The sequence below is a fragment of the Paenibacillus sp. FSL F4-0122 genome, assembly GCF_038002845.1.
Classification (GTDB): Bacteria; Bacillota; Bacilli; order Paenibacillales; family Paenibacillaceae; genus Paenibacillus_AQ; species Paenibacillus_AQ odorifer.
Map to the genome: position 1 here is coordinate 5,259,370 of NZ_JBBODI010000001.1, position 25,512 is coordinate 5,284,881.

Annotated in this window: 21 protein-coding genes; 10 read left to right on the forward strand and 11 right to left on the reverse strand. The window is 43.0% G+C overall.

Translation table 11 applies throughout. The annotated features are described in order from the left end of the window. The first annotated feature begins 19 nt into the window (after positions 1–19). From MHH49_RS22985 to MHH49_RS23000, 4 genes are all read left to right on the forward strand, one after another. A complete protein-coding gene (locus MHH49_RS22985; RefSeq protein ID WP_076143862.1) occupies positions 20–1,756 on the forward strand; it encodes an ABC transporter ATP-binding protein in 1,737 nt (578 codons plus the stop codon). Next, entirely contained in the window at positions 1,753–3,492 is a 1,740-nt protein-coding gene (locus tag MHH49_RS22990; RefSeq protein WP_341138508.1) for an ABC transporter ATP-binding protein, read from the forward strand. Before MHH49_RS22985 ends, MHH49_RS22990 begins: the two co-directional genes overlap by 4 nt. A gap of 1,378 nt (positions 3,493–4,870) precedes the next feature. Next, on the forward strand, positions 4,871–5,584 hold the full coding sequence (locus MHH49_RS22995; protein WP_076098925.1) for an ABC transporter ATP-binding protein: 714 nt from the start codon (positions 4,871–4,873) through the stop codon (positions 5,582–5,584). Then, the gene (locus MHH49_RS23000; RefSeq protein ID WP_076225154.1) at positions 5,577–7,178 is read left to right on the forward strand and encodes a hypothetical protein; all 1,602 of its coding nucleotides are present in this window, start codon (positions 5,577–5,579) and stop codon (positions 7,176–7,178) included. The genes MHH49_RS22995 and MHH49_RS23000 overlap by 8 nt, the downstream gene beginning before the upstream one ends. 86 nt (positions 7,179–7,264) lie before the next feature. Here MHH49_RS23000 and MHH49_RS23005 read toward each other — a convergent pair whose 3' ends face one another. Then, complete coding sequence (locus tag MHH49_RS23005; RefSeq protein WP_038571872.1) at positions 7,265–7,942, reverse strand: TetR/AcrR family transcriptional regulator; 678 nt, start codon at positions 7,940–7,942, stop codon at positions 7,265–7,267. Positions 7,943–8,171: 229 nt separating this feature from the next. Here MHH49_RS23005 and MHH49_RS23010 point away from each other — a divergent pair, with 229 nt between their 5' ends. Beyond that, on the forward strand, positions 8,172–9,605 hold the full coding sequence (locus tag MHH49_RS23010) for an MDR family MFS transporter (RefSeq protein ID WP_076098927.1): 1,434 nt from the start codon (positions 8,172–8,174) through the stop codon (positions 9,603–9,605). Positions 9,606–9,699: 94 nt separating this feature from the next. Next, positions 9,700–11,310: an S-layer homology domain-containing protein gene (locus tag MHH49_RS23015; RefSeq protein WP_036688356.1), complete on the forward strand. Its 1,611-nt coding sequence runs from the start codon at positions 9,700–9,702 to the stop codon at positions 11,308–11,310. Positions 11,311–11,409: 99 nt separating this feature from the next. Here the strand turns inward: MHH49_RS23015 and MHH49_RS23020 are convergent, their stop codons facing one another. From MHH49_RS23020 to MHH49_RS23040, 5 genes are all read right to left on the reverse strand, one after another. Continuing rightward, positions 11,410–12,147: a glycosyltransferase family 2 protein gene (locus MHH49_RS23020; protein WP_256717813.1), complete on the reverse strand. Its 738-nt coding sequence runs from the start codon at positions 12,145–12,147 to the stop codon at positions 11,410–11,412. Next, entirely contained in the window at positions 12,123–12,860 is a 738-nt protein-coding gene (locus MHH49_RS23025) for a glycosyltransferase (RefSeq protein WP_076098928.1), read from the reverse strand. Before MHH49_RS23025 ends, MHH49_RS23020 begins: the two co-directional genes overlap by 25 nt. A gap of 187 nt (positions 12,861–13,047) precedes the next feature. Further along, positions 13,048–14,034, reverse strand: a complete 987-nt coding sequence (locus MHH49_RS23030; protein ID WP_076098929.1) for a phosphotransferase enzyme family protein — start codon at positions 14,032–14,034, stop codon at positions 13,048–13,050. A 31-nt stretch (positions 14,035–14,065) separates the two neighbouring features. Next, entirely contained in the window at positions 14,066–14,857 is a 792-nt protein-coding gene (locus tag MHH49_RS23035) for a glycoside hydrolase family 43 protein (protein WP_143758581.1), read from the reverse strand. Between the two features lie 53 nt (positions 14,858–14,910). Beyond that, a complete protein-coding gene (locus MHH49_RS23040) occupies positions 14,911–15,816 on the reverse strand; it encodes a helix-turn-helix domain-containing protein (RefSeq protein ID WP_235219562.1) in 906 nt (301 codons plus the stop codon). Positions 15,817–15,971: 155 nt separating this feature from the next. On the opposite strand from MHH49_RS23040, the gene MHH49_RS23045 reads away from it, so the two are divergent. Then, positions 15,972–18,047 (forward strand): beta-galactosidase, encoded by a 2,076-nt coding sequence (locus tag MHH49_RS23045; protein WP_036688343.1) that lies wholly within the window; start codon positions 15,972–15,974, stop codon positions 18,045–18,047. A 49-nt stretch (positions 18,048–18,096) separates the two neighbouring features. Here MHH49_RS23045 and MHH49_RS23050 read toward each other — a convergent pair whose 3' ends face one another. Both MHH49_RS23050 and MHH49_RS23055 read right to left on the reverse strand, forming a co-directional pair. Next, positions 18,097–18,642 (reverse strand): GNAT family N-acetyltransferase, encoded by a 546-nt coding sequence (locus MHH49_RS23050; RefSeq protein WP_076098930.1) that lies wholly within the window; start codon positions 18,640–18,642, stop codon positions 18,097–18,099. Then, positions 18,639–19,289, reverse strand: a complete 651-nt coding sequence (locus MHH49_RS23055; protein WP_076098931.1) for an NUDIX hydrolase — start codon at positions 19,287–19,289, stop codon at positions 18,639–18,641. Before MHH49_RS23055 ends, MHH49_RS23050 begins: the two co-directional genes overlap by 4 nt. A gap of 142 nt (positions 19,290–19,431) precedes the next feature. On the opposite strand from MHH49_RS23055, the gene MHH49_RS23060 reads away from it, so the two are divergent. Then, on the forward strand, positions 19,432–19,956 hold the full coding sequence (locus tag MHH49_RS23060; RefSeq protein ID WP_036688333.1) for a hypothetical protein: 525 nt from the start codon (positions 19,432–19,434) through the stop codon (positions 19,954–19,956). Positions 19,957–19,958: 2 nt separating this feature from the next. Further along, on the forward strand, positions 19,959–20,399 hold the full coding sequence (locus MHH49_RS23065; protein WP_036688330.1) for a hypothetical protein: 441 nt from the start codon (positions 19,959–19,961) through the stop codon (positions 20,397–20,399). Between the two features lie 514 nt (positions 20,400–20,913). Here the strand turns inward: MHH49_RS23065 and kduD are convergent. The 3 genes from kduD to kduI are packed head-to-tail and all read right to left on the reverse strand — an operon-like array spanning position 20,914 to position 23,338. After that, positions 20,914–21,669 (reverse strand): 2-dehydro-3-deoxy-D-gluconate 5-dehydrogenase KduD, encoded by a 756-nt coding sequence (kduD, locus tag MHH49_RS23070; RefSeq protein WP_036688326.1) that lies wholly within the window; start codon positions 21,667–21,669, stop codon positions 20,914–20,916. A 45-nt stretch (positions 21,670–21,714) separates the two neighbouring features. Continuing rightward, complete coding sequence (locus tag MHH49_RS23075) at positions 21,715–22,470, reverse strand: DeoR/GlpR family DNA-binding transcription regulator (RefSeq protein ID WP_038571843.1); 756 nt, start codon at positions 22,468–22,470, stop codon at positions 21,715–21,717. A gap of 34 nt (positions 22,471–22,504) precedes the next feature. After that, positions 22,505–23,338, reverse strand: coding sequence for a 5-dehydro-4-deoxy-D-glucuronate isomerase (gene kduI, locus MHH49_RS23080; RefSeq protein WP_036688322.1), 834 nt, complete (start codon positions 23,336–23,338; stop codon positions 22,505–22,507). Positions 23,339–23,567: 229 nt separating this feature from the next. On the opposite strand from kduI, the gene MHH49_RS23085 reads away from it, so the two are divergent. Further along, positions 23,568–25,244, forward strand: coding sequence for a hypothetical protein (locus MHH49_RS23085; protein WP_341138509.1), 1,677 nt, complete (start codon positions 23,568–23,570; stop codon positions 25,242–25,244). Positions 25,245–25,512 lie beyond the last annotated feature (268 nt).

Below are 25,512 nucleotides of genomic sequence, written 5' to 3' on the forward strand. Positions count from 1 at the left end.
ATGTTGGGTGTGGATAAATTTGTTCAAAATTGCAGTATATTTAAAGCCGTACAAAAAAGAAGCGATCATTGGACCGATCTTCAAACTGATGGAAGCGATTCTGGAGCTGATTTTGCCTACCATTGTCGCATTGATCATCAACAACGGGGTTGGCAATCATGACAGCGCCTATGTTTACCGCATGGGTGGCCTAATGGTGCTGATGTCACTGCTTGGCTTCGGCTGCTCCATGGTATGCCAATATTATGCAGCCCGGGCTTCACAGGGATTCGGTACGACACTACGCAATAAGATGTTTAGACATATTACATCCTTGTCGTATGCTGAACTGGATACCTTAGGTACGCCTACACTGATTAATCGGATTACCAATGACGTAAACCAGCTGCAAATTGCTGTGGCCATGCTGATTCGTCTAGTTATTCGTGCACCGTTTATCTGCATCGGGGCTATCCTAATGTCCATGATTTTGGATTTTAGATTATCGCTGATTCTAATAGCGGCAACACCGGTTTTTGGCATTATTTTATATTTTATTATCACCCGCAGTGCTCCTTTGTACCGAAAATACCAGCAGAAGCTGGATGCCCTTGCGCTCGTACTGAGTGAGAATTTATCGGGGATTCGAGTGATTCGTGCTTTTGCCAAAAGACGTACAGAAAAAGAACGTTTTGATGCCTCATCCGATGATTTGACTACTACAGCGATCCGGGTTTCGCGGATTTCTGCTTTGCTTGGGCCGATGACTACACTTGTAGTAAATGCGGCGATCATAGCTATTTTGTGGGTAGGCGGAATTCATATCGATGGGGGCCGATTGTCTCAAGGGGAGATCATTGCCTTCATCAATTACATCACTCAGATCTTGCTGGCGCTGATAGTGGTCTCCAACTTGGTTATTATTTTTACAAAAGCCTCATCCTCAGCGAATCGTGTGAATGAAGTGCTTGGTGTTAAGGTATCCGTGTCCGAGGAAGGAAATGCATTGATTGCAGAACCTGACCATGCTGCCCCTGCTATACAATTCGATCACGTATCCTTTGGGTATAATACGACAGGTGAATCGGCATTAGAGGATATATCTTTAGTAATTAATCGCGGAGAGACCGTGGGCCTGATTGGCAGTACGGGTTCAGGTAAGTCTACTTTTGTGAATTTGATCCCTCGTTTTTATGATGTGGTGCAAGGTGAAGTGAAAGTGGATGGTGTGGATGTCAGAGATTACAAGCTGCACCAGCTTCGTGAGAAAATAGGGATTGTTCCGCAAAAAGCTGTGTTGTTTACAGGAACAATCGCTGAGAATATACGTTGGGGTAAGGAAGATGCAACTGAGGAAGAAATCATGCAGGCAGCCTCTATCGCTCAAGCGGAGGAGTTTATACGTAAATTACCCGAAGGCTTGAATACGCAAGTATCTCGTGGTGGATTAAATTTATCCGGTGGACAAAAGCAGCGCTTAACCATAGCTCGTGCAGTAGTAGGTAAGCCATCGATTCTTATTTTGGATGACTCCTCCAGTGCGCTGGATTTCTCCACAGATGCGGCACTTCGTAAGGCTCTCAAAGAGAGCAGCCAGGAAATGACCGTGCTCCTTGTCTCGCAGAGGGTAAGCACTGTAAGACAAGCGGATAAAATAATGGTATTTGAGGAAGGGCGGATCGCCGGTGTCGGAACCCATGAGGAGTTGATGCGGGGTTGTGAAGAGTATAAAGAAATCTGCCTGTCCCAGCTATCAAGTGAGGAGTCGGGCCAATGAACAAAAACAACATTTGGAAAAGACTTATTGTATACACAGGGCATTATAAAAAAATAGCTATAGGCGCAGTAATCTGCGCAATACTCAGTGTGATTGCCAGTCTAATTGGCCCGTTGCTTATCGGCAGCGCCATCGATTTTATGATCGGGCCGGGAGAGGTTGATTTTGACGCCGTACTTAGACTGCTTTTGATTCTGGCAGGGGTGTATATTGTCGGCAGCTTTTTCGGATGGCTTCTTACCTACCTGACTAATCGAATTGCTTACCGGACTGTATATGACTTACGGCGGGAGCTTTTTGATAAATTAAATGTTTTGCCGTTGAAATTTCATGATAACCACCCGCAAGGGGACAGCATCAGCCGGTTTGTTAATGATATGGATGCGGTCTCTGATGGACTGCTGCAAGGCTTCTCAACACTGCTCACGGGGATCATCACCATCGTGGGGGCAATTGCACTCATGTTGTACATTAGTCCTTTAATGACCTTAGTTGTTCTTCTGTCAGCACCCGTTACATTTTTTGTGGCAAGATTTATTACGATGCGCTCCCAGAAGATGTTTAAGGAGCAGGCTAAAATTCTGGGCGGTCTCAACGGATATGTGGAGGAAATGATTGGCGGACAAAAAGTGGTCACAGCTTATCATTATGAAGACCGTGCACTGACCCAGTTTGAAGAACGAAACGAGACTTTGTACCAGACTGGCGTGAAATCACAATTTTACGGTTCCTTGTCCAATCCGACAACACGGTTAGTAAATAATATTACCTTCTCTGTTATCGCGATGATCGGAAGTGTTATGGTGATTCGCGGGCTTGTGACGGTAGGGGATTTGTCCAGCTTTTTGATCTTCTCCAACTTGTTTGCTAAGCCGTTTAATGAAATTACAGGTGTGATTACGCAGCTTCAATCGGCAACAGCATCAGCGCAGCGAATTTTCGCCATTCTAGACCTATCGCCAGAACCAGCTGATGAAACAGACGCCAAAATTATGAATACAAGTCAAGGAACGATTACCTTTGAAAAAGTATCCTTTGCTTATAATCCTGAACGTCCTCTGATTAATGATTTCAGTCTGGAAGTGAAACCAGGTACCCGGGTTGCAATTGTAGGGCAGACGGGAGCGGGGAAGACAACGCTGGTAAATCTGCTAATGCGTTTTTATGATGTGGATAGGGGTTCCATCAAGATTGACGGCGTGGATATCAAGACGATTACCCGGGACAGTCTGCGGCGTAATTTCGGGATGGTGTTGCAGGACACTTGGCTGTTTGGCGGCACAATTAGAGAAAATATTGCCTACGGCAAACCTGAGGCTACCGAAGAAGAGGTCATCGCTGCTGCTAAGGCTGCTAATGCTCATAGCTTCATTAAACGCCTGCCTGAGGGATATGATACGAAGATCAGTGGCTCAGGAGATAATTTGTCGCAAGGACAAAAGCAGCTGCTAACCATAGCACGAGTGATGCTCGTAGATCCACCTATGCTCATTTTGGATGAAGCCACCAGCAGTATTGATACGCTGACTGAGGTACGGATTCAGAAGGCTTTTCTAAAAATGATCGCAGGCCGGACCAGCTTTGTAATTGCCCACCGTTTGTCAACGATTCGAGAATCGGATCTCATTCTTTTCATGAAGGACGGAGACATTGTGGAGAGTGGTACGCATGACCAACTCCTAGCCAGCGGTGGATATTACGCCAGATTATATAACAGTCAGTTCGCATCAGCGTAGACTTTGCATTTAAAAAAAGAGCATTCAATCCCGAATTTGGGGGGAATGCTCTTTTTGTTGGGTGGGTAGTTAGTTTGGCTAAGCTTAGCTTAGCTTGGCTTGGCTTACCTTACCTTGGCTTGGCTTACCTTACCTTACCTTACCTTACCTTACCTTACCTTACCTTACCTTACCTTACCTTACCTTACCTTACCTTACCTTACCTTACCCTTGCGGACCGTATTGCAGCTAAATTGTGTTTTTGGCGCCTTTTTTCAAAGTAACGGACTGCATAGCACTTATTCGGCTGATTTTGCAGCAAAAAGGAGCGGATATGGCACAATAGCTGCATCTGAGTCCGAACGAAGTGGAAAAAGGCATGATTTTGTGAAATTAGGGCGCCTCGGTCCAATACGTAGGAATGGCAGCCATCGCCAAAGGTAAATTGCTTCTGTTCCAGTGTAGAATGCTTAGAAAGTAGTTCGCTTACGTGCCAAGGTAGTTAGCTCATCGTCCCCAAAGTAGTTTGCTTAGCGTTCAAAGTAGTTAGCTCATCGTCCCCAAAGTAGTTTGGATAGCGTTCCAAAGTTAGTTATCTCACCGTCCCCAAAGTAATTTGCTTAGCGTTCCAAAGTAGCTATCACATCGTCAGCAAAGTAGTTTGTTTACCCTTGCGGACCGTATTGCAGCTAAATAGTGTTTTTGGCGCCTTATTTCAAAGTAACGGACTGCATAGCACTTATTCGGCTGATTTTGCAGCAAAAAGGAGCAGAAATGGCACAATAGCTGCATCTGAGTCCGAACGGAGTGGAAAAGGGTGGGATTTTGCGAAATAAGGGCGCCTCGGTCCAATACGTTGCAATGGCAGCCATCGCCAAAGGTAGATTGCTTCTGTTCCAGTGTAGAATGCTTAGAAATTCGTTTGCTTAGCGTTCCAAAGTAGCTATCACATCGTCAGCAAAGTAGTTTGTTTACCCTTGCGGACCGTATTGCAGCTAAATAGTGTTTTTGGCGCCTTATTTCAAAGTAACGGACTGCATAGCACTTATTCGGCTGATTTTGCAGCAAAATGCAGTGGATATGGCACAATAGCTGCATCTGAGTCCGAACGGAGTGGAAAAAGGCATGATTTTGTGAAATAAGGGCGCCTCGGTCCTATACACCGTGGCACCAACGAAGTCGATTGTTTAGCGTTCAAAAGTAAATTGCTTACCCTTACGGACCCGGTTACTATTCACCTCGCGCGCTATAGAGTGGGAATTTCCGATAAAAATATTTGTGAATGAATGAACTATCTGGACGGGCTAAACGTATTATAAGAAACGTATATTGAAGACGACGAAGCTATAGTAAATATGGCTTGTCGAGAGTGTTATGAGATTGGAAGGGGAGTGGCAAGATGTTGACAATCAAACATTTTACCAAGAGCTACAAGGGTGGCAAGAAGGCGGTAAATGATCTGAATTTGGTGGTCGAAAAAGGTGACATCTATGGCTTTATCGGTCATAACGGTGCGGGGAAAACAACAACTATCCGAGCAGTGGTCGGAGTTTTAGATTTTGAGGAGGGAGATATCGAGATTGGTGGGTACTCCATTAAAAAAGATCCCTTAGCCTGCAAAGCGATTACTGCGTATATTCCAGATAATCCGGATCTATACGATCATCTGACGGGCATTCAGTACTTGAATTTTATTGGTGATCTTTTTAGTGTATCGAAAGCGGATCGGGAGTTATTGATAAAGAAGTATAGCGATGAATTTGAGATTACCTCTAATCTGGGGGATTTAATCTCCGCATATTCTCATGGTATGAAACAGAAACTCGCGATTATCTCCTCGCTTATTCATAAACCGAAGCTGCTCGTTCTGGATGAACCCTTTGTGGGACTTGATCCAAAAGCGGCACACACGCTCAAGAGAATCATGGCGGAGATTTGCAGCCAGGGCAGTGCGATCTTTTTTTCGACGCATGTACTGGATGTGGCCGAGAAGCTCTGCAATAAGATTGCCATTATCAAAGCGGGTGAATTGATCACTCATGGGAAAACAGAAGAGGTGAAAGGTGACAGTAGCCTTGAAGATGTGTTTTTGGAGTTGATTAAACATGATTAATATCTGGCGATTGACGAAAATTCAGCTGATCTCATCCTTTGGGTTAAATAAAGCTTTGCATACAAGGGATATGAAAGAAAGACGAAAAATGCTTTTGCTGAGCATCGGTATCTTAATAGGGATTGTCATGATGGCAGTAGTTTCATTTGGATATAGCTTCATGATAGCAGAGACACTTGAACAGATAGGCCGGCCAGAGCTGCTGCTTGCGATTATGATGGCTGTTACTTGCTTGATTGGATTTTTTACAACGATCTATAAGGCGAGTGGGGTATTATTTGGCTCCAAAGATTACGATCTCGTAATGTCGTTGCCTATCAAAACGAGCCATATCGTAGCAAGCCGTGTAGTTCAGCTCTATGTGCTGAATATACTGTTCTCATTGATGGTGATGGTGCCAGCAGGTGTAGTTTATGCTATAAAGGTAAATCCGGCAGTAGTATATTATTTATTTTTCATGATAACGCTGCTATTTATCCCATTAGTGCCGATCATTGCTGCAACAATTATAGGGGCATTGATTAGTTGGATTTCCTCACGTTTTAAAGGAAGTCGTTTAATAAGTCTCATTCTGACTTTTGCCGTAATCATTGTTATTATTTTGGGTTCAGGCCAAATGAATGGGAATGACCCGCAGTTACTTGCGGATATGAGCACACAAATTGCCGATCAAATCTTCAACTTATATCCTTTGACGGTTATGTATGTAGATGCTGTCTGCTCGTATCAGGTAGCTCCTTTACTATTATTTATAGGGATTTCGTTACTTTCTTTTATGTTGTTTACCCTTATTCTTGGCAGCAAATATAAAGCAATACACACAGGCCTTACGACTTCTTACTCAAAGAATAAGTATCAAATGAGGTCACTTGAAGTCTCTTCACCGCTTTACACATTGTATAAAAAAGAGCTGCGCCGCTATTTCAGTTCTTCTATATATGTGCTAAATACGAGTATCGGTATGGTTATGTTACTTGTCATGGCGATTACCTTACTGTTTGTTAGCTCAGAGCAATTAGGACAAATTATGGAAATACCAGAACTCTCTAACTATCTAAGCAGATTGGCGCCACTATTTGTTTCCCTCTTTGTTGCATTAAGCTGTACGACATCGAGTTCGATTTCGCTTGAAGGTAACCATATTTGGATTTTAAAAAGCGCCCCCGTTCCGACAAAAACCATATTATTAAGTAAAATCGTAGTGAATCTCACCATTACAGTACCGATTGTGATTGTTAGTAGTGTGCTTCTAATGATTTCTCTGGGCACAGGCTGGATGGAGAGCTTGTTATTGCTAATAATCCCCGTCCTATACGCTTGTCTTACTGCAATGGTAGGTGTGATCGTTAACTTGAAGCTTCCTAAACTGGAGTGGACTAACGAAGTCTCAGTAATTAAACAAAGTGCTTCGGTCCTTGTAGCGATGATTATAGGATTTATCAGCTTGCTGATTCCATTTGGTTTGAGTTTTCTTTTATCCGATCTAAATGGTAATCTCGTTATGTTAGGTATTGGTGTGGTGATATTTGTGGCATGTGGAGTGATGTATAGATACATTCAGTCCAAAGGAGAACTTTTATTTCGGGCTCTTTAAAAAAGGGCATTCCAAAAGCCGAAATCGGCTGCTGGGATGCCCTTTATTTGTGCCAAGATTTATTGTCGTGAAAAATCCCCTAAGCTCTACTGTCGCTCATTAGCTAACTGTTCAATTCCACTCACCATTATTTTTAGACCTGTATAGAACATCTTATCGGAGCCAATTTCATTAAAGATATTGTTTTCGTACATTCGTTTTATAACATTAGGTCCATCCCCTGATAAGTGCTCAAGCGATTGTTTAAATACCTCTCTAGCATCTCCATTAGGTTCATTTTTCATGGCTAAGTCAATTCGATCCTGCTCATATTTGTCCAATTCGAAAGAGATTACATAGTTTAACACGCAAGCAATTAAGGAGAATTTGTCACTATCGCTTAAAGGAAGATGATCCACGATCTGAAGCAAAGTATTCAGTAAAGATAGATAATTAGGTTCAGAAGGCAAGGTTCTCATCATCAGCTGAGCCGAGCAAGGATACTTATGTAAAACCCCGCGGATTCGATCTGCAAAATGAAAAAGCTGTTCTTGCCAATCACCTTCGAGATTCGCAGTTTCGAGGGCTTCTTTGGCGATCTCATTAGCCAGTGTCTGGAAAATACTCTGTTTACTCTTAAAATGCCAATAGAGAGAGGCGGCTTGTATATTTAATAGTTCTGCTAATTTACGCATACTAAATGCCTCTATGCCGATATCATCCAGCAGCTCCCAAGAAGCTTTTATTATATCTTGTTCAGTGATTTGCAGATTTTTGATTCTCATCGAAACGACCTCCTGTTACTGTCTTCTTTTATCATAAGCGAAGATGGATGGCTGGTCTACCATCGTTAGATTACCGGTTTATCTTACACTGTTAGATATTTTTATTTACAAGCAAATAAACGGGTGCTATATTAATCTTACACTGTTAGTTTAACGGTGCGATTTTTTAAAAAGGAGGCAGCGGTTAGCTATTTTATTAGTAAAAATTAAAAAGGATGTGTATAGACCCATGAGTAATCTACAAGTGGAACAATCCCAACCAGTCACCAAAGAATTTTCTATAAAAGCAATACTTCCCGTAATACTGGCACTTATAACAGGAATGCTGCTTGTTATGCTCGACAGTACAATTATGAATGTAGCGATCCCGCAGCTTGAAAAAACCTTTGATGCTAGCCTAAAAACAATACAGTGGGCCATCACGGGTTATACGCTGGCTTTATCCGTAATTATCCCATTGGCCGGTTGGTTCTCGGATAAGTTTACTGCCAAACGTGTTTTTTTAGCTTCGATCGTATTGTTTACCATAGGTTCTTTATTATGCTCAATGGCACAATCCACAACAGAGCTGATAATCTTTCGTATTTTGCAGGGATTAGGCGGAGGGATGATTGCTCCAATTGGTATGGCTATGTCATTCAAAATCGCACCTCCCGATAAAAGAGGTTCAATCATGGGATTGCTTGGACTACCGATGTTAATTGCGCCTGTTCTTGGTCCTGTACTGTCAGGATGGCTGTTGGAATATGCAAGCTGGCACTGGATTTTTCTGATTAATGTCCCCATTGGTATTATTGCAATGATTGTTGGAGTGAAATTTCTTCCGGTAATAGAGAAGGGGAATAAAGCTAAATTGGATATTTGGGGTGTGATTTTATCACCACTCGCTTTCTCCAGCTTGGTATTTGGGGTGCATAGAGGGGGAGTGGACGGCTGGGGGGATCGTATAACGATTATATCTCTTGCGTTCAGCTTCATTGCTTTAGCCTTGTTTATTTTCGTGGAATTGCGCCAAAAAGAACCGTTATTGGAACTTCGCTCTTTTCGATCTCTAGAATTTAGTAAAGGTATGATTTTGACCTGGATTAATCAGTTCGCCTTATTTGGTTCGATTCTGTTAATTCCAATTTTTTTGCAGCAGGTCAGAGGTTTTTCTTCCTTTGAATCGGGACTTTTAGTTATTCCTCAAGCTTTAATATCCTTTGCTGGCATGATTATTGGAGGAAAATTATTTGATAAGTATGGAGCTCGGCCCGTTGTGTTCTCTGGACTTGTGCTGCTGTCCACCGGACTCTTTCTTTTGTCACGTTTACAAAATGATACAAGTGTATACGTTATGATCAGTTATTTTGCCATTATGGGACTTGGCCAAGGATTAACTACTATGCAGCTCGGTACACATGTGCTTAAGGCCGCTCCGAAGGATTTGATCAGCCGTGTGACCCCACTTACTGCCTCTGCACAACAAATTGTGGGTTCCTTTGCTGTCGCTATAATGTCGGGCTTATTGACTTCGAATATAGCTACTCAAATGAGTCAAGGAAATCAGAAGCTACCTTTAGAGGCTATGGTTGCAGGATTCCACGACACGTTCCTAGTTTCATTGGGCTTGGTGCTGTGTGGTGTGGTTCTTAGTCTCTTTTTGCATAATCCGAAGAGCTGATCCTATCGTACTCTACCAATATTTTAGCGATGTTTATGGATTGTATCCTTGGTATAATTCAAAGATTGATAACCAAGGGGGAATCTCTTAACCCGTGAAGAATATATTTGCTAGATTTACTATAATGACCCTCGCTGTCGTGCTATACGCCGGAGTATTTATTCAGCATATATCGGCCGATAACGGGGTTCCTTTTGAGGATATAAACACTAGTTATGCAAAAAAAGAAATCATAGATTTATATAACCGGAATATATTAACTGGCACCTCGAATACTAAATTTTCACCTACTCAATCGATTACTAGAGCTGAATTTATTACAGTTCTTGATCGTCTGTTGAAGCTTGATCCAGCGTTGAGTCCGGTATCTCCTTATACCGACGTAGCCAAAAGCGCTTGGTATTACGGCTGGATACAGGCAGCAATTCAGCTTGAACTGGCGAACGGCACTTCGGCAACTACTTTTGCACCCGCAAAAGCAGTTACTCGGCAGGAAGCGGCTGTGTGGATAGCCAAAGCGCTAAAGCAAACAAACACTGCAACTACCGCACAAACCAATTTTAAAGATCGGCAACAAATTGCTAGCTGGGCAAGTGCTGCTGTAGCCAAGGTTAATGATCGCGGATTAATGAAGGGCGATAATAGCGGAAATTTTCGACCCACGGACCCGATAACCAGGCAAGAGACGGCAGTGCTGATGGATCGGGTGCTGCAACATACAAGCTGGGCGGCAGAGCTGGAAAGTGATCCGGACAAACGTATTGTTATAGGCTGGCAGTATGGTCTCACGACGTCACAATTTGAGAATCATGTTTTGCAATCGAACGTCAACACACTCTCACCACGTTGGTATTATGTTGGAAAAACAGGGACAGTAACGGATTCGACAGATGTCTCGCTGGTAACTTGGGCAAAAAAGAATAAAAGGCAAGTCTGGGCGATGGTTGGCAATCGATCGGATCAAGAAGCGACGCATCAAATGCTGTTGAGTACAACCGCAAGGAATACGGCAGTCAAACAATTAGCTGCTTTAGTGAGTAAATATGGATTAGATGGACTAAATATAGATTTTGAAAATGTAGCGGCCGAAGATCGTGTGTATTTGACTTCGTTTATTACTTTATTGGCCGAGAAAATGCATTCGCTCAATGTTATTCTGTCGATGGATGTATCCCCTGATCTTGGAACGGATTGGACAGAAGCTTTTGACTATGCTGCCCTAGGCAAGCAAGTGAATTACATGGTGATGATGGGGTATGATGAGCATTATGACGGGAGTCAAGTTCCGGGGTCCAATGCTTCGCTTTCTTATGATCAAAAGGCTGTGAATACAATCCTAAAAGTTGTACCTAGTCAAAAAGTTATATTGGCATTGCCCTTATATAATCGGGATTGGACACTGAACCAGAAGGGAACGGTTTTATCCTCTGAATATATTACGCTTCCGGAGCAAAATCAGATCATCAGCAGCTATGCATCGAAACCTGTGTGGAATTCTACTCTGGGACAATATGTCGCGAGCTACTCGAAACAAGCTATAAAACATACGATTTGGATTGAGGATGGGCGTTCATTAATAACTAAATACAACTTAGCGGTTACTAAAAAACTAGCTGGAGTAGCTTATTGGTATATAGGCGGAGAAAGCTCTGATATATGGGCTAGTTTAAGGAATGCAGAGAAATTTTTCGATTACACTTTTTAAAAATATGAAAGACTGGATGCGAATAGCCGCTTAGCTAATTGCTGTCCAGTCTTTTTATTGGGTTACTAAGTCGCAACTGCTAGAATGAGTTTGATTAAATCAGCCTCGAGTTACGTATTTTTTGAAGTTTTTTACCTTTAGAACTTTAACATTTTGAGCTAGAAGTTTCTTGTCACTAACGATCCATGTGTGATCTTTGGAGTTTTTTCTACGAACCGCAGCGAAGTTATACTTATTTCCTGCATAAATCTTAAAGCCCTGTGCAGCGCAATCCGCACAAAACTTAACACATTCACCTTTATTCCAATCTGGAAAAGAAATCTGCTGGAAGACATTTCGTTTTACGAGTAGGGTGGCACCCTGAACATTGGTTACCTGTTTATTTTCCATATGAAGATAACGAAGCAAAAGTAGCTTCTTATCATTTAAATACATATAGTGAGCTCGTTTTCCAACGATATCAGCTTTAGTTTTATGGAGGATGTTCATACTATCCGTTAAATAGTTGGCAGAGTAATAATCGTCGTCATCAAATTTAGCGATACAACTATAATTCGCTAAGTGCACACCAAAATTCAGACAAAACCCGAGTGAACGATATTCTGGTAGTTTATAGATCCGTACGTTTTTATGTTTTTTTGCAGCTTGTATATAATCTTCTATTCTCAAGCTATCATTATTTATGATCACGATAAGTTCTTTAGATTTGAAATTCTGTCGTTGATAGTTATCAAACATGGTTTTAATACAATCAATTCGTTTCGTACAAGTTAGAATAGACACAGCAGATGAAGTAGATTCAGCAGTTAACTTCATAACGGAATCTTTGGACTGCATCCAACAAAATTCCTGTAGTTTTTAATATTCCGGATGATCTTATGGTTAGCTATTAACGTACTATCACTGATAATCCATGTATGTTTTGAAGAGTTTTTTCTACGTATGGCAACGAAGTTATTTTTACTCGCAGAATAAACCTTATAACCTTTCTTTCTGCTTCTGCTGCAAAAGAGATCATCCTCACCTACGTTTTTATTAGGAAATTTCACATGATCGAATACTTTTCGTTTGAAGACGAGCGTAGCGCCAGGGAGATGGGTAACCGTCCGGTGTTCATCATTTGCAAAACGAAGAATCAAAGTATTTGAACCTAGTAAATACATATAGTGAGCCCGTTTTCCAAGGATATCAGCTTTAGTTCTTTGTAAGGTCAGATTACTTTCCGTCAAATAATGAGGGGCATAATAATCGTCGTCATCAAATTTGGCGATGGTATGATATTTGCATTTTGTTACGGCATAGTTTAAGCATGAACCGAGAGATTGATGTTCAGGTTTACGAAATATCTTAATATTTTTGTGTTTTTTAGCTAAGGTTAGGTAGGGGGATAGTGGAATTTTATTATTATTGATAATAATGATAAGTTCTTTATTTGCATATTTTTGTCTGCTGTAATTTTGAAATAGGTTGTTTAAATAATTATGGCGATTGGTACAGGTAATAATGGAAATACCTTGTTGGTTCGCCTTGTAGTGAGGTACAGCACTCATTTAACCAACCCCTCATATGCATTTTTGGGAAAAGTCTCATTTATACGATATGTCCAAGTTAGGATAGAGTCACGGCATATCAACCTCTTAAAAGCAAAATGGACTTGTTTAGAGAACACAAAACCCACAGTGATAGCTGTGGGTTTTGTAAGAGAGACACATCATATGAAACGCTTTGGATGTTTGTTCAGAAATAAGACTCAATGATGGAAATACCATTCTCAATTCTCGCCTTACTCTGCGTTAAATAATCTTTGGTCCAATCATCTAGGTTAGACATATCAAAACTCCGGTACATCCCTGTATATACAATAATCTCTCTTAATCGAAGAAAAAGAGGAATTAGCTTCAGCTCATTTTCTGAAATACTGTTCTCTTTAACGTAGCCTTTAAGAAAATGCTCCATAAAACGCTGACATTGAAGCTGCCTGTCCTCCATACTATCATCCCCGTAAACGTAGACTAGATAATACAGTTGAATGGCGATATCTTCTACAAACCAGCTGTACTGAGCTTCATCAAAATCAAACAAGGTCAGCTTACCATTGTGGACCAAAAAGTTGCCTACATTGATATCCCCATGGATGAGACCATAGGTATTTATATCAGCGTCGAGATGCTTTAGCCGATCCATAAGCGCCTTACAGCTTTCTAAAACGCCACTTTGGGATGAAGGAATAAACCTGGTTACATTCTGCAGGTAGTAGTTCTGATGCCACGCATGTCTTTTGGTGTGTGGTTTATAAGATTTTGCTAGTCTGTGCATTTGTCCAGTGATCATGCCACACTGCTCATAGAGCTCTACATCTTTCAGGCAGTCTGGGTAACCTATTCGTTTCCCTTGTGCTTTTTCAAAGGAAGATACCCTAAAGCACGAATCACCGATCTCTATTTGCTCAACTAAATTACCCTGAAGAGAACATACGGGTCTTGATACTGAAACGCCATGATCTGCTATGTATAGAATCCATTCAAGTTCAGCCGCCAACAAATCCTTACTACGTAGCGAGCTATGAGTAAATCTTAGAATATATTGATGGTTACTAAGTTGGTATTCATAAACAAAATTTTGAAATCCGCCAATGAACGTTAGCTCATCTATGGGGATACCATATTTCGTACAGGCGGCACTTACAATCTGGTCATTAAATAAGGACTTAATTTTTTGTTCCAAGGGTTCTACTCCGTTCTACATTACAATGATTTTATCGAATCGTTCTGGAGCTTTCCTGGATCTCAATAAGCAGCGGCCGTTCTTGTGGGTTGAGATTTGGGGCATGAATAGCCAGCATAAGTCTGCCCGTCAAATCACGAAACAACATCCCATGTCCGCCATCTTTGGCATAAAGAGGCTCAGGATCATGTTGCCAAGGTCCACTAATGTCACCGCTGATGGATCGGGCTAAACCCATGGCATAACCACCGGCTCCACTGCTAGACCACAACATAAGCAGCTCACCACTGCTAGTCTGATGCATAAAAGGACCGTCAGTTACGTACTGCCCTTCTTTGCCACCTACCGTCCAAGGAGCTTGTGAAGCCTGGAAAAGCAGCACGGGTTCACCAATACTAGCGCTTAAATCCTCCTTCAGCCGAACGGCATACATTTCTCCATCCGTCACTTCAATCCATTCACGGCAAAAGATCATCCAAGGTTTGTCTTCTTTATCTACATATAACGTTCCGTCAAGGCACTCCCAAGAAGCAGGGGTAATCGGATGATTGCTGATAGGGAGATAAGGACCCTCAGGTGTTTCCGCGCTTAATATTTGTGTCCCCCGTGGAACCCCATGTCTTTTAAAAGAAGCGAACATATAATATTTTCCGTTGTAGCGGTGAACCTCTGGTGCCCAGAAATGATGATCAGCCCAAAAATTAGGATCTGGACGAAAGGCAGCAATGGGTTCGGACCATTCCTGAAGATCTGAGCTGATATATACATCGAAGCCGTGAGGTGTGCCACTCCAAGCTGTTAGGCCATCTGTGGTGCCCCCAATTCACAAGCTATCATCTGCTTAATTTTACAATATCTTCATTAGGCTTGGAAGCGTTACTTCATTTGCTCGCCTTGTAGCAAACGTATTTTCATTACGCCTGGTGTACAGCCGTAGTTTTTTCGGAAGACACGTATAAAATAATTAGTCTCCATGCCCAGCTGAAGCGCAATATCTTGAACGGGGATCTCCACATCCTCCGTCATTAATTGCAGCGCCCGCTCCAGCCGCAGATTCTGCAAATACTTATGCGGAGTGACCCCGTATTCCTGCACGAATAAACGCTGGAAATGCTGCACGGAGTAGCCGACTGCTGCTGCAAGATTGGAGATCAGAAGCGGTTCTGTGTAATGCTCGTTGATCAGCCCGACGGCTGTAGTTAGGGCTTCATTTCGGACAGACTCGAAGGCTAGACGATTAGCGGAGCTTTGTGAACTCTTGGCAGGGCGCAGCATTAAGAGCAGTCTATAGAGCGTGATAGACAACTCCTGCATCCACATCTCGTCTTGCCGATTGGAGGCAGGAGAATTCACCGTATGCCAAATTTGGCCGATTTCTTCCCAGCATTGTTCAAAACGCTCCGGTCGATAAGGAGCAGAAGGGAGCAGTTCAAGCGCTTCCAGCAATCCTTGAGCTTGACTGCCTTGAAAACCGATAAAGCCAACATGCCACGGTTCATGAGAGGTAGGATAATATTCATGACCTCGATCTGGTGGGAAGGCAAAAGCCATCCCCGGTTCCAGTATGATTTCTGTGCCATTTTCCAGATCACGAAATAAACCGGTTCCGGTCCGGATCAAAAAGATTTGATACACAGGAAATCCTGCTGGGCGCACATGATGGAATTGGATATGACGACCTACAGAGTAGGGGGATAGGGGTAACGTTCCAGAGTCGCGTGGTAATTCAATCAGAGAAAAAGGCAGCAGGTTTATCACCTCATCTTCATTTTGTGCTATCACTTCGAGACTATATTCCTACTGATTGAAATGACTTTTCTTATATTATAAATAGTATAAATGATGATTCCTGAATTAGATAGCTTACGCTTCTAGCCTGTCATCAGAGAATAGTCCCATTCCATAAATGGGCAGAATTGAGAGGATGATCGTACACAATGAATAAAAAACATTCCCCGATAAGCAGTAAAGCTGGTGTCATGCTGCACGGTGCTGATTATAATCCTGAACAATGGCTTAAATATCCGGAAGTATTGCGTGAGGATATCCGATTAATGAAGCTGGCGGGCTGCAATGTCATGTCCGTAGGCATTTTCTCGTGGGTATCTCTTGAACCAGAAGAGGGTGTGTTCACTTTCGAATGGTTGGATGGTGTACTTGATTCTTTTGCAGAGAATGGGATTTACGCTATCTTGGCAACGCCAAGTGGTGCCCGCCCAGCATGGATGTCGCAAAAATATCCAGAAGTCTTAAGAGTGGAGCGTAACCGTGTTCACAATTTGCATGGCTTCCGTCATAACCATTGCTATACCTCACCAGTGTACCGTGAGAAAACTGCAATTCTAAATGCAAAGCTAGCGGAACGGTACAGCCAGCATCCAGCCATTATCGGGTGGCATATTTCGAATGAGTTCGGTGGGGAGTGTCACTGTGAGCTCTGCCAGGATGCTTTTAGAGAATGGCTGAAGGTGAAATATAATAACAGTTTGGATGAGGTGAATCATGCTTGGTGGGCTACTTTTTGGAGCCATACCTATACTTCATGGTCACAGATTGAATCCCCAGCTCCACATGGTGAGACACAAGTACACGGCTTGAATCTTGACTGGCGGCGTTTTGTTAGTGAACGGACGATTGACTTCTGCCAGCACGAGATCAATACGGTTCGTCCGTACAATCTAGAGCTGCCTATTACGACGAATATGCATATGATCGATGGTATTGATTACCGCGAGCTGGCCAAAATCTTGGATGTGGTCTCATGGGACGCTTATCCAGACTGGCATTATACCGAAGACGGTGACGATACTAGATTGGCAGCATGGGCGGCGATGCACTACGACTTAATGCGCTCTTTTAAAAAGAAACCGTTCTTGCTGATGGAAAGCACGCCATCCCTTACGAACTGGCAATCGGTCAGTAAGCTAAAACGTCCCGGAATGCACAAGCTGTCTTCCTTGCAAGCGGTAGCGCATGGTTCGGATTCTGTGCAGTATTTCCAATGGCGCAAAAGCCGCGGATCAAGTGAGAAGTTCCATGGTGCAGTTGTAGACCACAGTGGCCATTCCGAGACTCGAGTATTCCAAGATGTAGCGGAAGTAGGAAAGACGCTTGCGGGAATGACGGAAGTAGTGGGTACGTCCACTCCGGCGCAGACGGCGATTATTTTCGATTGGGACAACCGCTGGGCGATAAAGGATGCTCAAGGCATCCGTAATTCCGGATTACGTTATGAGGAGACGGTGCTGCAGCATTATCGTGCACTTTGGGAGCTGGGCATTCCAGTTGATATTATAGGCTCTGGAGATGATTTGTCTGCCTACAAGCTGGTTGTTGCACCTATGTTATATCTGATTAGTGAAGAGAATGGAAAGCGAATTGAGAAATATGTGGAGCAAGGCGGCACATTCCTCGCAACCTATTGGTCAGGAGTAGTTAACGAAACGGATTTATGTCATCTGGGAGGATTCCCTGGTCCACTGCGCAGAACACTGGGGATTTGGGCAGAGGAGACAGAAGGGCTGCACAGCCGTGATCTGAACGGGATAGTAATGGAGGCAGGTAATAAACTTAAGCTAAGCGGTGACTACGATGCGCATGAGATTGCTGAGCTGATTCATTTGGAAGGTGCAGAGGCTTTGGGGCATTATCGCAACGATTTCTACGCAGGCCGTCCAGCGCTTACAGTCAATCGTTTCGGTGAAGGAAATGCGTACCATCTTGCTACCCGGGTGAAAGAGACTTCATTCTATGTTGAGCTATACGCAGCGATCACATCTAAGGCAGGAATTACCCGTGCGATGGATAGTGAGCTTCCAGCAGGTGTGACTGCACAACTTCGCACAGATGGCGAAAGTGATTATGTTTTTGTGCAAAATTTCAGCGGCAGTCCGCAAACGGTAGAGCTGGATGGAGCGGAATACACAGACTTGGAAACAGGTCTTTCAGCTCCGGCCCTATTGAATCTAGCGGTGAATGGACTTGCGATGTTGAAGCGTAAAGCATTAGTATAATAAAGAGGCAGGACCTGAGTTTCAGGTTCTGCCTTTTTTTTGAATAGAATCAGTTCTTAACTCTTCCCATCATAATGGTGTTATACAATTTGCCGTCCGATAGAAGTTTATCTTTCTTTAAAATCCCTTCGATTTCAAAGCCAAGCTTTTGATAAAGCTTAATAGCATTGGTGTTCGTTTCCAGCACATTTAGGGTGATCTTTTGAATACCGTTAGTGTCAGCCCAGGCAATCGATTCGCCAAGAAGATTTTTTCCAATACCATATCCCCAATACTCCTGCAGCACACATACTCCGAATTCTACTTTATGAGCGAATCTTTTTAAGGGATAACCTTCGCATCTGGAGAACGCAACGATTTGATCATCCACTACTGCGACTAGAAAGAGGTTATTATTTTTCTCTGAATCGGCTTGAATAAGCTGTTCAAATCCTTCTTCGTCAATAAAGGCTTCGCCTGGTTCCCGATCTAAATTCTCAGTCTCTCCATCGATACGTACTCTTAATTCAGACAACACCTTAGCGTCTTTTGAGGCAGCAGATCTAATGCTGTATTGGATTCCATTCACTGTAGATGTTTGAGGATTAATGATCATATGTCCTCCGTGACGATGGTTGATGTTAGAATTATTGCTTCGATGCCCTCAATGATCCGAGTGAAATAAGCTGCTTCATGAGGCACAAAATGAGTCCGATCCACACTCTGTTGAATGTTGATTTTCTGCCCGTTTGAATCGACTTTGAAACCATTGATTTGTAGACTATGTATTTCTCCCTGCCAAAAGCTTCGGAAGTCCGCAAACTTTGTGATAACAATTCCTGCGACCTCTTCTTCTTGCAGCTTAAAATCGTTCAGTGGATAAGGATTGTTATAAACAAAAACATGCGCTCGTTCTTTATCGATTAGATTTTCTTTGATCATACAGTAAGGAATTGTACCTAAGGGAATCAGCTCATCAAAAGCTAGCTCCAAACCGAGTTCTTCTTGAACTTCGCGAATCCCGTCATCTACCGTTTCGTGTGTCAGCAAATGTCCAGCGGCCGTGATGTCCAGCAATCCTGCATATTCTTGTTTCTGCTCACTACGAAGCTGTAAATAAATATAGGGGATTTCTTGGGTTTTGTTTATAAACCAGCAGTGGAAGGTCTCGTGCCAATGTCCTAACCGGTGTACTTCTTCCCGTGGAGCTGTACCGATTCGGTGACCGCCTTCATCAAATATAGTAAGTATCTCATTATGCATAGAAAAGCTCCTTTGTGAAAATATCTACTACCTAAAGCCTATCATAAAAACGATCGAATTGCTTCATGTGCCTAAGTGATTTTTATTGACATCGTTAAGAAAGATATGTATATTTTTGGATGTTAATCAAAGGAGGAGTTAAATGAATTTAGTAGCCATGAAGCAGGAAGACTTGGACACTTTAAGTGATGAAAGGTTAGGATGGGCCTGTATGGAGCCTACCTTTCAGCTGATTCGCGGAAAATCGCCATCGACCAAATCAGATGTGATCTCGAAGCTCACAGAGGGACAACAAGCATTATGTATGTTCAGAGTGCTATATGGTCACAGCTGTAATTCTGATGGGGAATATTATGCTTGGATTTCCTACATGCAAGACCTGCCAGGGTATTGGACAGGGGTGATAGGAGGCATACGATTTTTTGACGATTCACCCATGATTCTTTTGCTTCAGGAAACAAAGACATTTCTCGAGGAAAGAAATCATCGACTGGGTAAAGAGTGGGCGGATGCAGCCATCACGGATCTGGATCGAGACCCTGAGCTGTTAGAAGTTATTAGTGGGTTATTTGAACGATATAAGAACCTGACACCAAATACGCATAGAATTATTGGCGATTATATTCGCACTCATCCAGAGGAGTTTGTAGAACTAGGGAGTTCATAATTATGAATATGAAGAAACGTTATGTATTTCTCGTACTTATTTTTTTATTGATCGAAATCCCAGTAATCATTAATCTCTACCATAGTTATAATTCATTTGAGAATTTAGTGTTGGATCAAATCGACGAAACAGAAATCACCTCTATCGAGATTGAGAAATCTTTAGTGGATGAAAAGGTAGTGATTGAAGATCCGAAGGAAATTGAAAAGATCATTTATGCTTTTTCAGATGTAAAATTGAGAAGAAGTAGTGCTTTGGACAAATCTACGGAGACCTACTGGATAAGTATTATTGTGAATAACAGCTTGAGGTTTGGCATGAATCTTACGGATACTAACTTCCTGTATGTGACGGATCTTGATAAGAAGGACAAATACAGTTCGGGAAACTTTAGAATGACTAGTGATTTTGATGTGAATTCCATTGCAAGCTTATTTAAATGACGCAGAAGGATCAACCACCACTGGTACTGAGATTTTCGGCCCCAGATGCCCCTATTTGCGAATTTAACGCCTATTAAGCAGGTTTTCGGACTCCAGCGTCGCTATTGCTCAGGAAGGAGCTTCTAATTAGCTTTTTTTGCACCAATAGCGGCTATGAGGTCCGGTAGCTATCCAAATAGCGGATAAAACGGTGTATAAGGTCAGCTGAGTCCTTTAGCTGCTGCGTATGCAGATCGGTTAGTTGAGTCCTTTAGCTGCTGCGTGTGCAGATTGTTCAGTTGAGTCTTTTAACTGCTGCGTATGGAGATAGGTCTGCTGAGTCCTTTAAGCTGCTGCGTATGGAGATCGGTCAACTGTGTCCTCTAGCTGCTGCATGTGCAGATCGGTCAGCTGAGTCCTTTAGCTTCTGCGTGTGCAGATCGGTTAGTTGAATCCTTTAAGCTACTGCGTATGTAGATGGGTCAGCTGAGTCAAAAAAATGGGTGCCCCTATGGGACACCCATTTTTGTATGGATTATCTAGCCATCCATCCGCCATCCACATTAAGAACGTGACCGTTCAAGTAGTCAGATGCTGCGGAAGCCAAGAATACGGCAGGACCTTTAACATCATCAGGCGTTCCCCAACGTGCTGCAGGGATACGGTCTAAGATAGAGTCCGAACGACTTTGGTCGGCACGGATTGGAGCGGTATTTTCAGTAGCCATATAACCTGGTGCAATTGCATTGATGTTCAGACCGGAGCCTGCCCATTCATTGGCAAAAGCTTTAGTAAGACCAGCAACCCCGTGTTTACTCGCAGTGTAACCAGGGACATTGATTCCGCCTTGATAGGAGAGCATGGAGGCGATGTTAATGATTTTGCCGGATCCTCTTTCCAGGAAGTGGCGGCCTGCAATTTGCGACAGAAGGAACACTGTGTTCAGGTTCAAATTGATTACATCAAACCAGTCTTTTTCACTATGATCTTTTGCCGGTGCACGGCGGATCATTCCGGCGCAGTTTACGAGAATGTCAACATGTCCGGTCAGCTCTAACGCTTGGTCAAAAGTGCTTTGCAGCTTGCTATGATCACTTAAGTCAGATTCGATACTAACTGCTTTTACTCCAAAAGCTTTTGCTGCATTTACAGTTTCTTCACTCGAATTAAGGGAGACTGATGCAACATCTGCACCGGCTTCTGCAAATGCAAGCGCGATTCCTTGTCCAAGACCTTGAGCTGCGCCTGTTACAATAGCTGTTTTACCTGCCAAGCTGAATAATGATGACATATAAATTACGCCCCTTTATTGTAAATGGATTGTTATTCCGGGTTTTTACCCGCATTCAATTGTAACGCCTGCACTGCGGAACTGTTCTGCCGTTTCGGGGGAGAGCCCTTTGTCCGTCAGGATCACGTCAACTTCTTGTAGGGAAGCGAAGGTACGCAGTGCAGTATGGCCGAATTTATGATGATCTACAACCGCGAATACCTTACGGGCTGTAGATACAAGGGCTTGCTTGAACTCAATTAAATCTCCTGTATAAATGGAGAGTCCATGCTCTATATGAATAGCAGTCGAAGAAAGGAATGCTTTTTGAATATTAAGCTTTTGTACATAGGAGACGGCTTCAGGACCAGCCAACATATTACGGACACGATAACCACCGGGAACGACCAGACGGATGTTATCTTTGGGAACCAGTTCGCTGATGATGTATACATCATTGGTGACTACCGTTAGTGGCATATTGTCCAGACGCCGAGCAATTTCAAGCGTGGTGCTACCGCCGTCAAGAGCGATAATATCGTCCGGTTCAATATGAGCAAGCGCACGCAAGGCAATCTCCGTCTTCTCGTCAGAGTATTTATCCAGCGGGTCCTTGGAGGGCAAAATACCAAACTGGTCGCTTTGTGCCAGCACAGCTCCGCCATGTACACGTACGATCAGTCCTTGTTCCTCCAGCCTGCTTAAATCCTCGCGTATTGTTTTTCCAGTAACCTGAAGCTTATCGCTCAGTTCATTCACCGTTACATCTTTTTGGTTCAGCATAACTTCCATAATCATCTCGTGTCGTCGTATCGGGTTCATCCGCCTGCCTCATCTTTCCGTAATTGATTTATCTCTATTGTAATTCTTTCATGGATACGGGGTCCATATCATCATATCTTTTATTATCGCCAGCCATACTCCAGATAAAAGTATAGTTATGAGTGCCGACACCACTGTGGATGGACCAGCTTGGAGAAATAACCGCTTGTTCGTTATGCATTACGATATGGCGGGTTTCGTCAGGTTCTCCCATCAGGTGGAACACAACGGAATCGTCCGGAAGATCAAAATAGAAATAAGCTTCCATCCGGCGTGGATGGGTATGTGCTGGCATTGTGTTCCACATGCTGCCTGGTTTCAGTTGGGTCATACCCATAACCAGTTGGGCACTTTGCACCCCATTTGTGTGAATGAAGCGGTGGATTGTCCGTTCGTTAGAGTTCTCCAGACCACCCATTGCACCGGATTCAGAATCGGCCAGTGTGGTTTTGGTAGTAGGGTAGGACTGATGGGCAGGAGCAGAATTCAAATAGAATTTAGCAGGCTTGGAAGCGTCTGCACTTTTGAAGACTACATCTTTAGAGCCTTGACCTACATAAAGACATTCTTTGAAATCTACTTCATATTCTGTGCCATCTACAACCACGGAGCCTTTACCACCCACATTAATGATGCCCAGTTCACGGCGTTCCAAGAAATAAGTAACCCCAAGTTCTTTAAGGTCAGTAGTAAGCGCAACCTCTTCTTTTACAGGATTAGCTCCACCAACGATCATACGATCTTCATGGGTTAGGACAAGCTTTAGCTCATCAGGAGCAAAAATAACGGGAATGTGGAATTCCTTACGGAGGCGCTCAGTGTCAAATTGTTTTACTTCATTAGGATGGGATGCGAAACGTCTTTCCATTGAATGTTCAATCTCCTTTGTGTACATATTATCGTTCGTATAGGTACACTTTAGTATATTTATGTTCATTTTACAAGTACTAATCTTTTTTATTTCGTTTATTTATGTTTATTTATTGGTTTTTCCAATTGCAAAATGAACGGAAAGTGTGCACAATAGAGCTATTATGCTCGATTTTCATGAATGCCTGAAGAGGATATAAAACTGAAATGATGGAGGTTGAAAAGTAATGCCGGGGTTGAAAAATATCCAGAGTACTTATATGGAACGTCAGCAAGAAATTATTTTTAAAATAGCACTGGAAGCGGAGCAACGCCCTTTATTGGAAAGTGGACTCTGGTTCCATGATGATGTGCGAAATAACTTTTATTATGCTTCGTATCTTTTTGCAGCGGCTGTTGATGATTCTTTTGAGTTGCCTTTTGATCGTGAGCAAGCGAAACAGAAAGCACAGGATGTGTTGCTGGAGATCTTAATGCTTCAGAACCGACAGCCCGGCACGGAGTTATACGGTCATTGGCCGCTCGGTTTGAATCCGGTTCCACGAGATGCGTCACCACATGAGTTACCAGTGGAGCTTATGGGCAACCTGCTGGCGTATTTTTGCAAAAGATACGGAGGAGCATTAAATGCTCAACTTCGCATAGTTCTGAATACAGCGTTTGGACATATTTATCGCAGTGATTTCTACCGTAAGCCGGTGGTTACTTTTGGGCATCATGAAGCTAAATATACAGCTGCTAAGCTGATTTTTGGCACCATGTTTGCGGATGAAATATTGCTTGAGGATGGCCGGCAGAGTCTGAAGGATACGCTGGCATATATTCGAACTAAAGGGATGCCTGAATACGGCAGTCTTCCGTGGTTTTGGCATTGGGTGCAGGCATTCACCTGTGCCTTGGAACTTGTCCCGCCTGAGGATACGGAGCTTACTACGAGCCTTAAAGAAATGCTTGACCATTTATGGAATGTACGAGCTGAATTCTATCTGCGTGGCGCTTGGGTTGGAGCGCATTCTAGAGGTTGGCCGCATGATGTTCCCGGCGATGCTAATGTGCTTCATGATTATGTTCAGTTTGGAGATTTCCAGCTGCCTGAGATGATGCCGCGCACGGAGTATGCCGGTTTATTATTCTATCAAGCATCCGATGAAATATTAGCCGCAGCCATGAATCGCCAGACACCAATGGAAGTAAGGAAGATTACTCAGAAGGTTGTCCCAACGGATCCACAGCCGCAGCCTTTGCTTCATTCCTATGCTTATATTACAGCGGAGTTTGCAGCAGGCGGGATGTGGGAGCGGGTTGAGGAATTCGATAATGAGCAGCTTCGCTGGGCTTTTTCGTTACCTGTGAGTGGAGAGGGAGGCGCAAATCAGCTATATTTCTTCCACCCGGGACAAGGCTACAATGAGGGAGATCCCCGCCATCAAAGCCGTTATATGGAGGTTCTCTATCACAAGAATGTCATTATTTCTTTATTCCCAATCCCCCAGGGTGAAAAGAATACGATCATTGGTGTACTTCCCCAAGGGGAATGGAAACAAGAGCCTAACACATTGTACGGGCAGGTTGGTGAGACGTATGTTGTTATTTATTTATCTCACTCTTATCAGCTGCAGGAACGGTCCAGATTCATAGAGGTATCAGTCGCAGGGATGCCGGGTGGTGTGATCGTTGAAGCATTGGGCATTAAGAAAGCTGCCGAATGTGGTATTATTGGTTTAGAGGCTTTTGCCGCAGCTATGGCTCATAAAGAAAGGAATTTCGAAGTGGGAGAGGTATTAGCAGCGAATTATATCAACATGGATGGTGAAAGCTTAGTTCTGAGTATTAGTAGGGAGTCAGAGTTACCGCAAGCTCAGCTTAATGGAATTCAGATCTCATTAGATCATTATTCAGTATAAAAAATACACAATTGCTGTGATAAATAGTAATCCGAGTCGGCCTTTTTGGCCGGCTTCTTTAATAAGGAGGTACATGAAAGGATGTGATGCCCCATTGCACAGCCCGCAATAGATACCTAAGTATCCGTAAACGTGATTTTGTCCAAAATACTTATAATTGGGGTGAGCGACAATTTATCTGGATAAACTAGACCTAACGATTTGGTAATTCAATCCTCCCTAAGCACATTTCCCTTTAGAATAGCGGTATTAGGTTACTAAATAGTAA

What these genes read in the sequence shown, in the direction of transcription:
- MHH49_RS22990 (WP_341138508.1), top strand. Translation starts at nt 1,753, where the DNA reads ATGAACAAAAACAACATTTGGAAAAGACTTATTGTATACACAGGGCAT.
- MHH49_RS23055 (WP_076098931.1), bottom strand. Translation starts at nt 19,289, where the DNA reads ATGCATAATGAGATACTTACTATATTTGATGAAGGCGGTCACCGAATC.
- MHH49_RS23075 (WP_038571843.1), bottom strand. Translation starts at nt 22,470, where the DNA reads ATGAACCCGATACGACGACACGAGATGATTATGGAAGTTATGCTGAAC.
- MHH49_RS23050 (WP_076098930.1), bottom strand. Translation starts at nt 18,642, where the DNA reads ATGATCATTAATCCTCAAACATCTACAGTGAATGGAATCCAATACAGC.
- MHH49_RS23000 (WP_076225154.1), top strand. Translation starts at nt 5,577, where the DNA reads ATGATTAATATCTGGCGATTGACGAAAATTCAGCTGATCTCATCCTTT.
- MHH49_RS23045 (WP_036688343.1), top strand. Translation starts at nt 15,972, where the DNA reads ATGAATAAAAAACATTCCCCGATAAGCAGTAAAGCTGGTGTCATGCTG.
- MHH49_RS22995 (WP_076098925.1), top strand. Translation starts at nt 4,871, where the DNA reads ATGTTGACAATCAAACATTTTACCAAGAGCTACAAGGGTGGCAAGAAG.
- MHH49_RS23005 (WP_038571872.1), bottom strand. Translation starts at nt 7,942, where the DNA reads ATGAGAATCAAAAATCTGCAAATCACTGAACAAGATATAATAAAAGCT.
- MHH49_RS23065 (WP_036688330.1), top strand. Translation starts at nt 19,959, where the DNA reads ATGAATATGAAGAAACGTTATGTATTTCTCGTACTTATTTTTTTATTG.
- MHH49_RS23020 (WP_256717813.1), bottom strand. Translation starts at nt 12,147, where the DNA reads ATGCAGTCCAAAGATTCCGTTATGAAGTTAACTGCTGAATCTACTTCA.
- kduI (WP_036688322.1), bottom strand. Translation starts at nt 23,338, where the DNA reads ATGGAAAGACGTTTCGCATCCCATCCTAATGAAGTAAAACAATTTGAC.
- MHH49_RS23085 (WP_341138509.1), top strand. Translation starts at nt 23,568, where the DNA reads ATGCCGGGGTTGAAAAATATCCAGAGTACTTATATGGAACGTCAGCAA.
- MHH49_RS23060 (WP_036688333.1), top strand. Translation starts at nt 19,432, where the DNA reads ATGAATTTAGTAGCCATGAAGCAGGAAGACTTGGACACTTTAAGTGAT.
- MHH49_RS23010 (WP_076098927.1), top strand. Translation starts at nt 8,172, where the DNA reads ATGAGTAATCTACAAGTGGAACAATCCCAACCAGTCACCAAAGAATTT.
- MHH49_RS23025 (WP_076098928.1), bottom strand. Translation starts at nt 12,860, where the DNA reads ATGAGTGCTGTACCTCACTACAAGGCGAACCAACAAGGTATTTCCATT.
- kduD (WP_036688326.1), bottom strand. Translation starts at nt 21,669, where the DNA reads ATGTCATCATTATTCAGCTTGGCAGGTAAAACAGCTATTGTAACAGGC.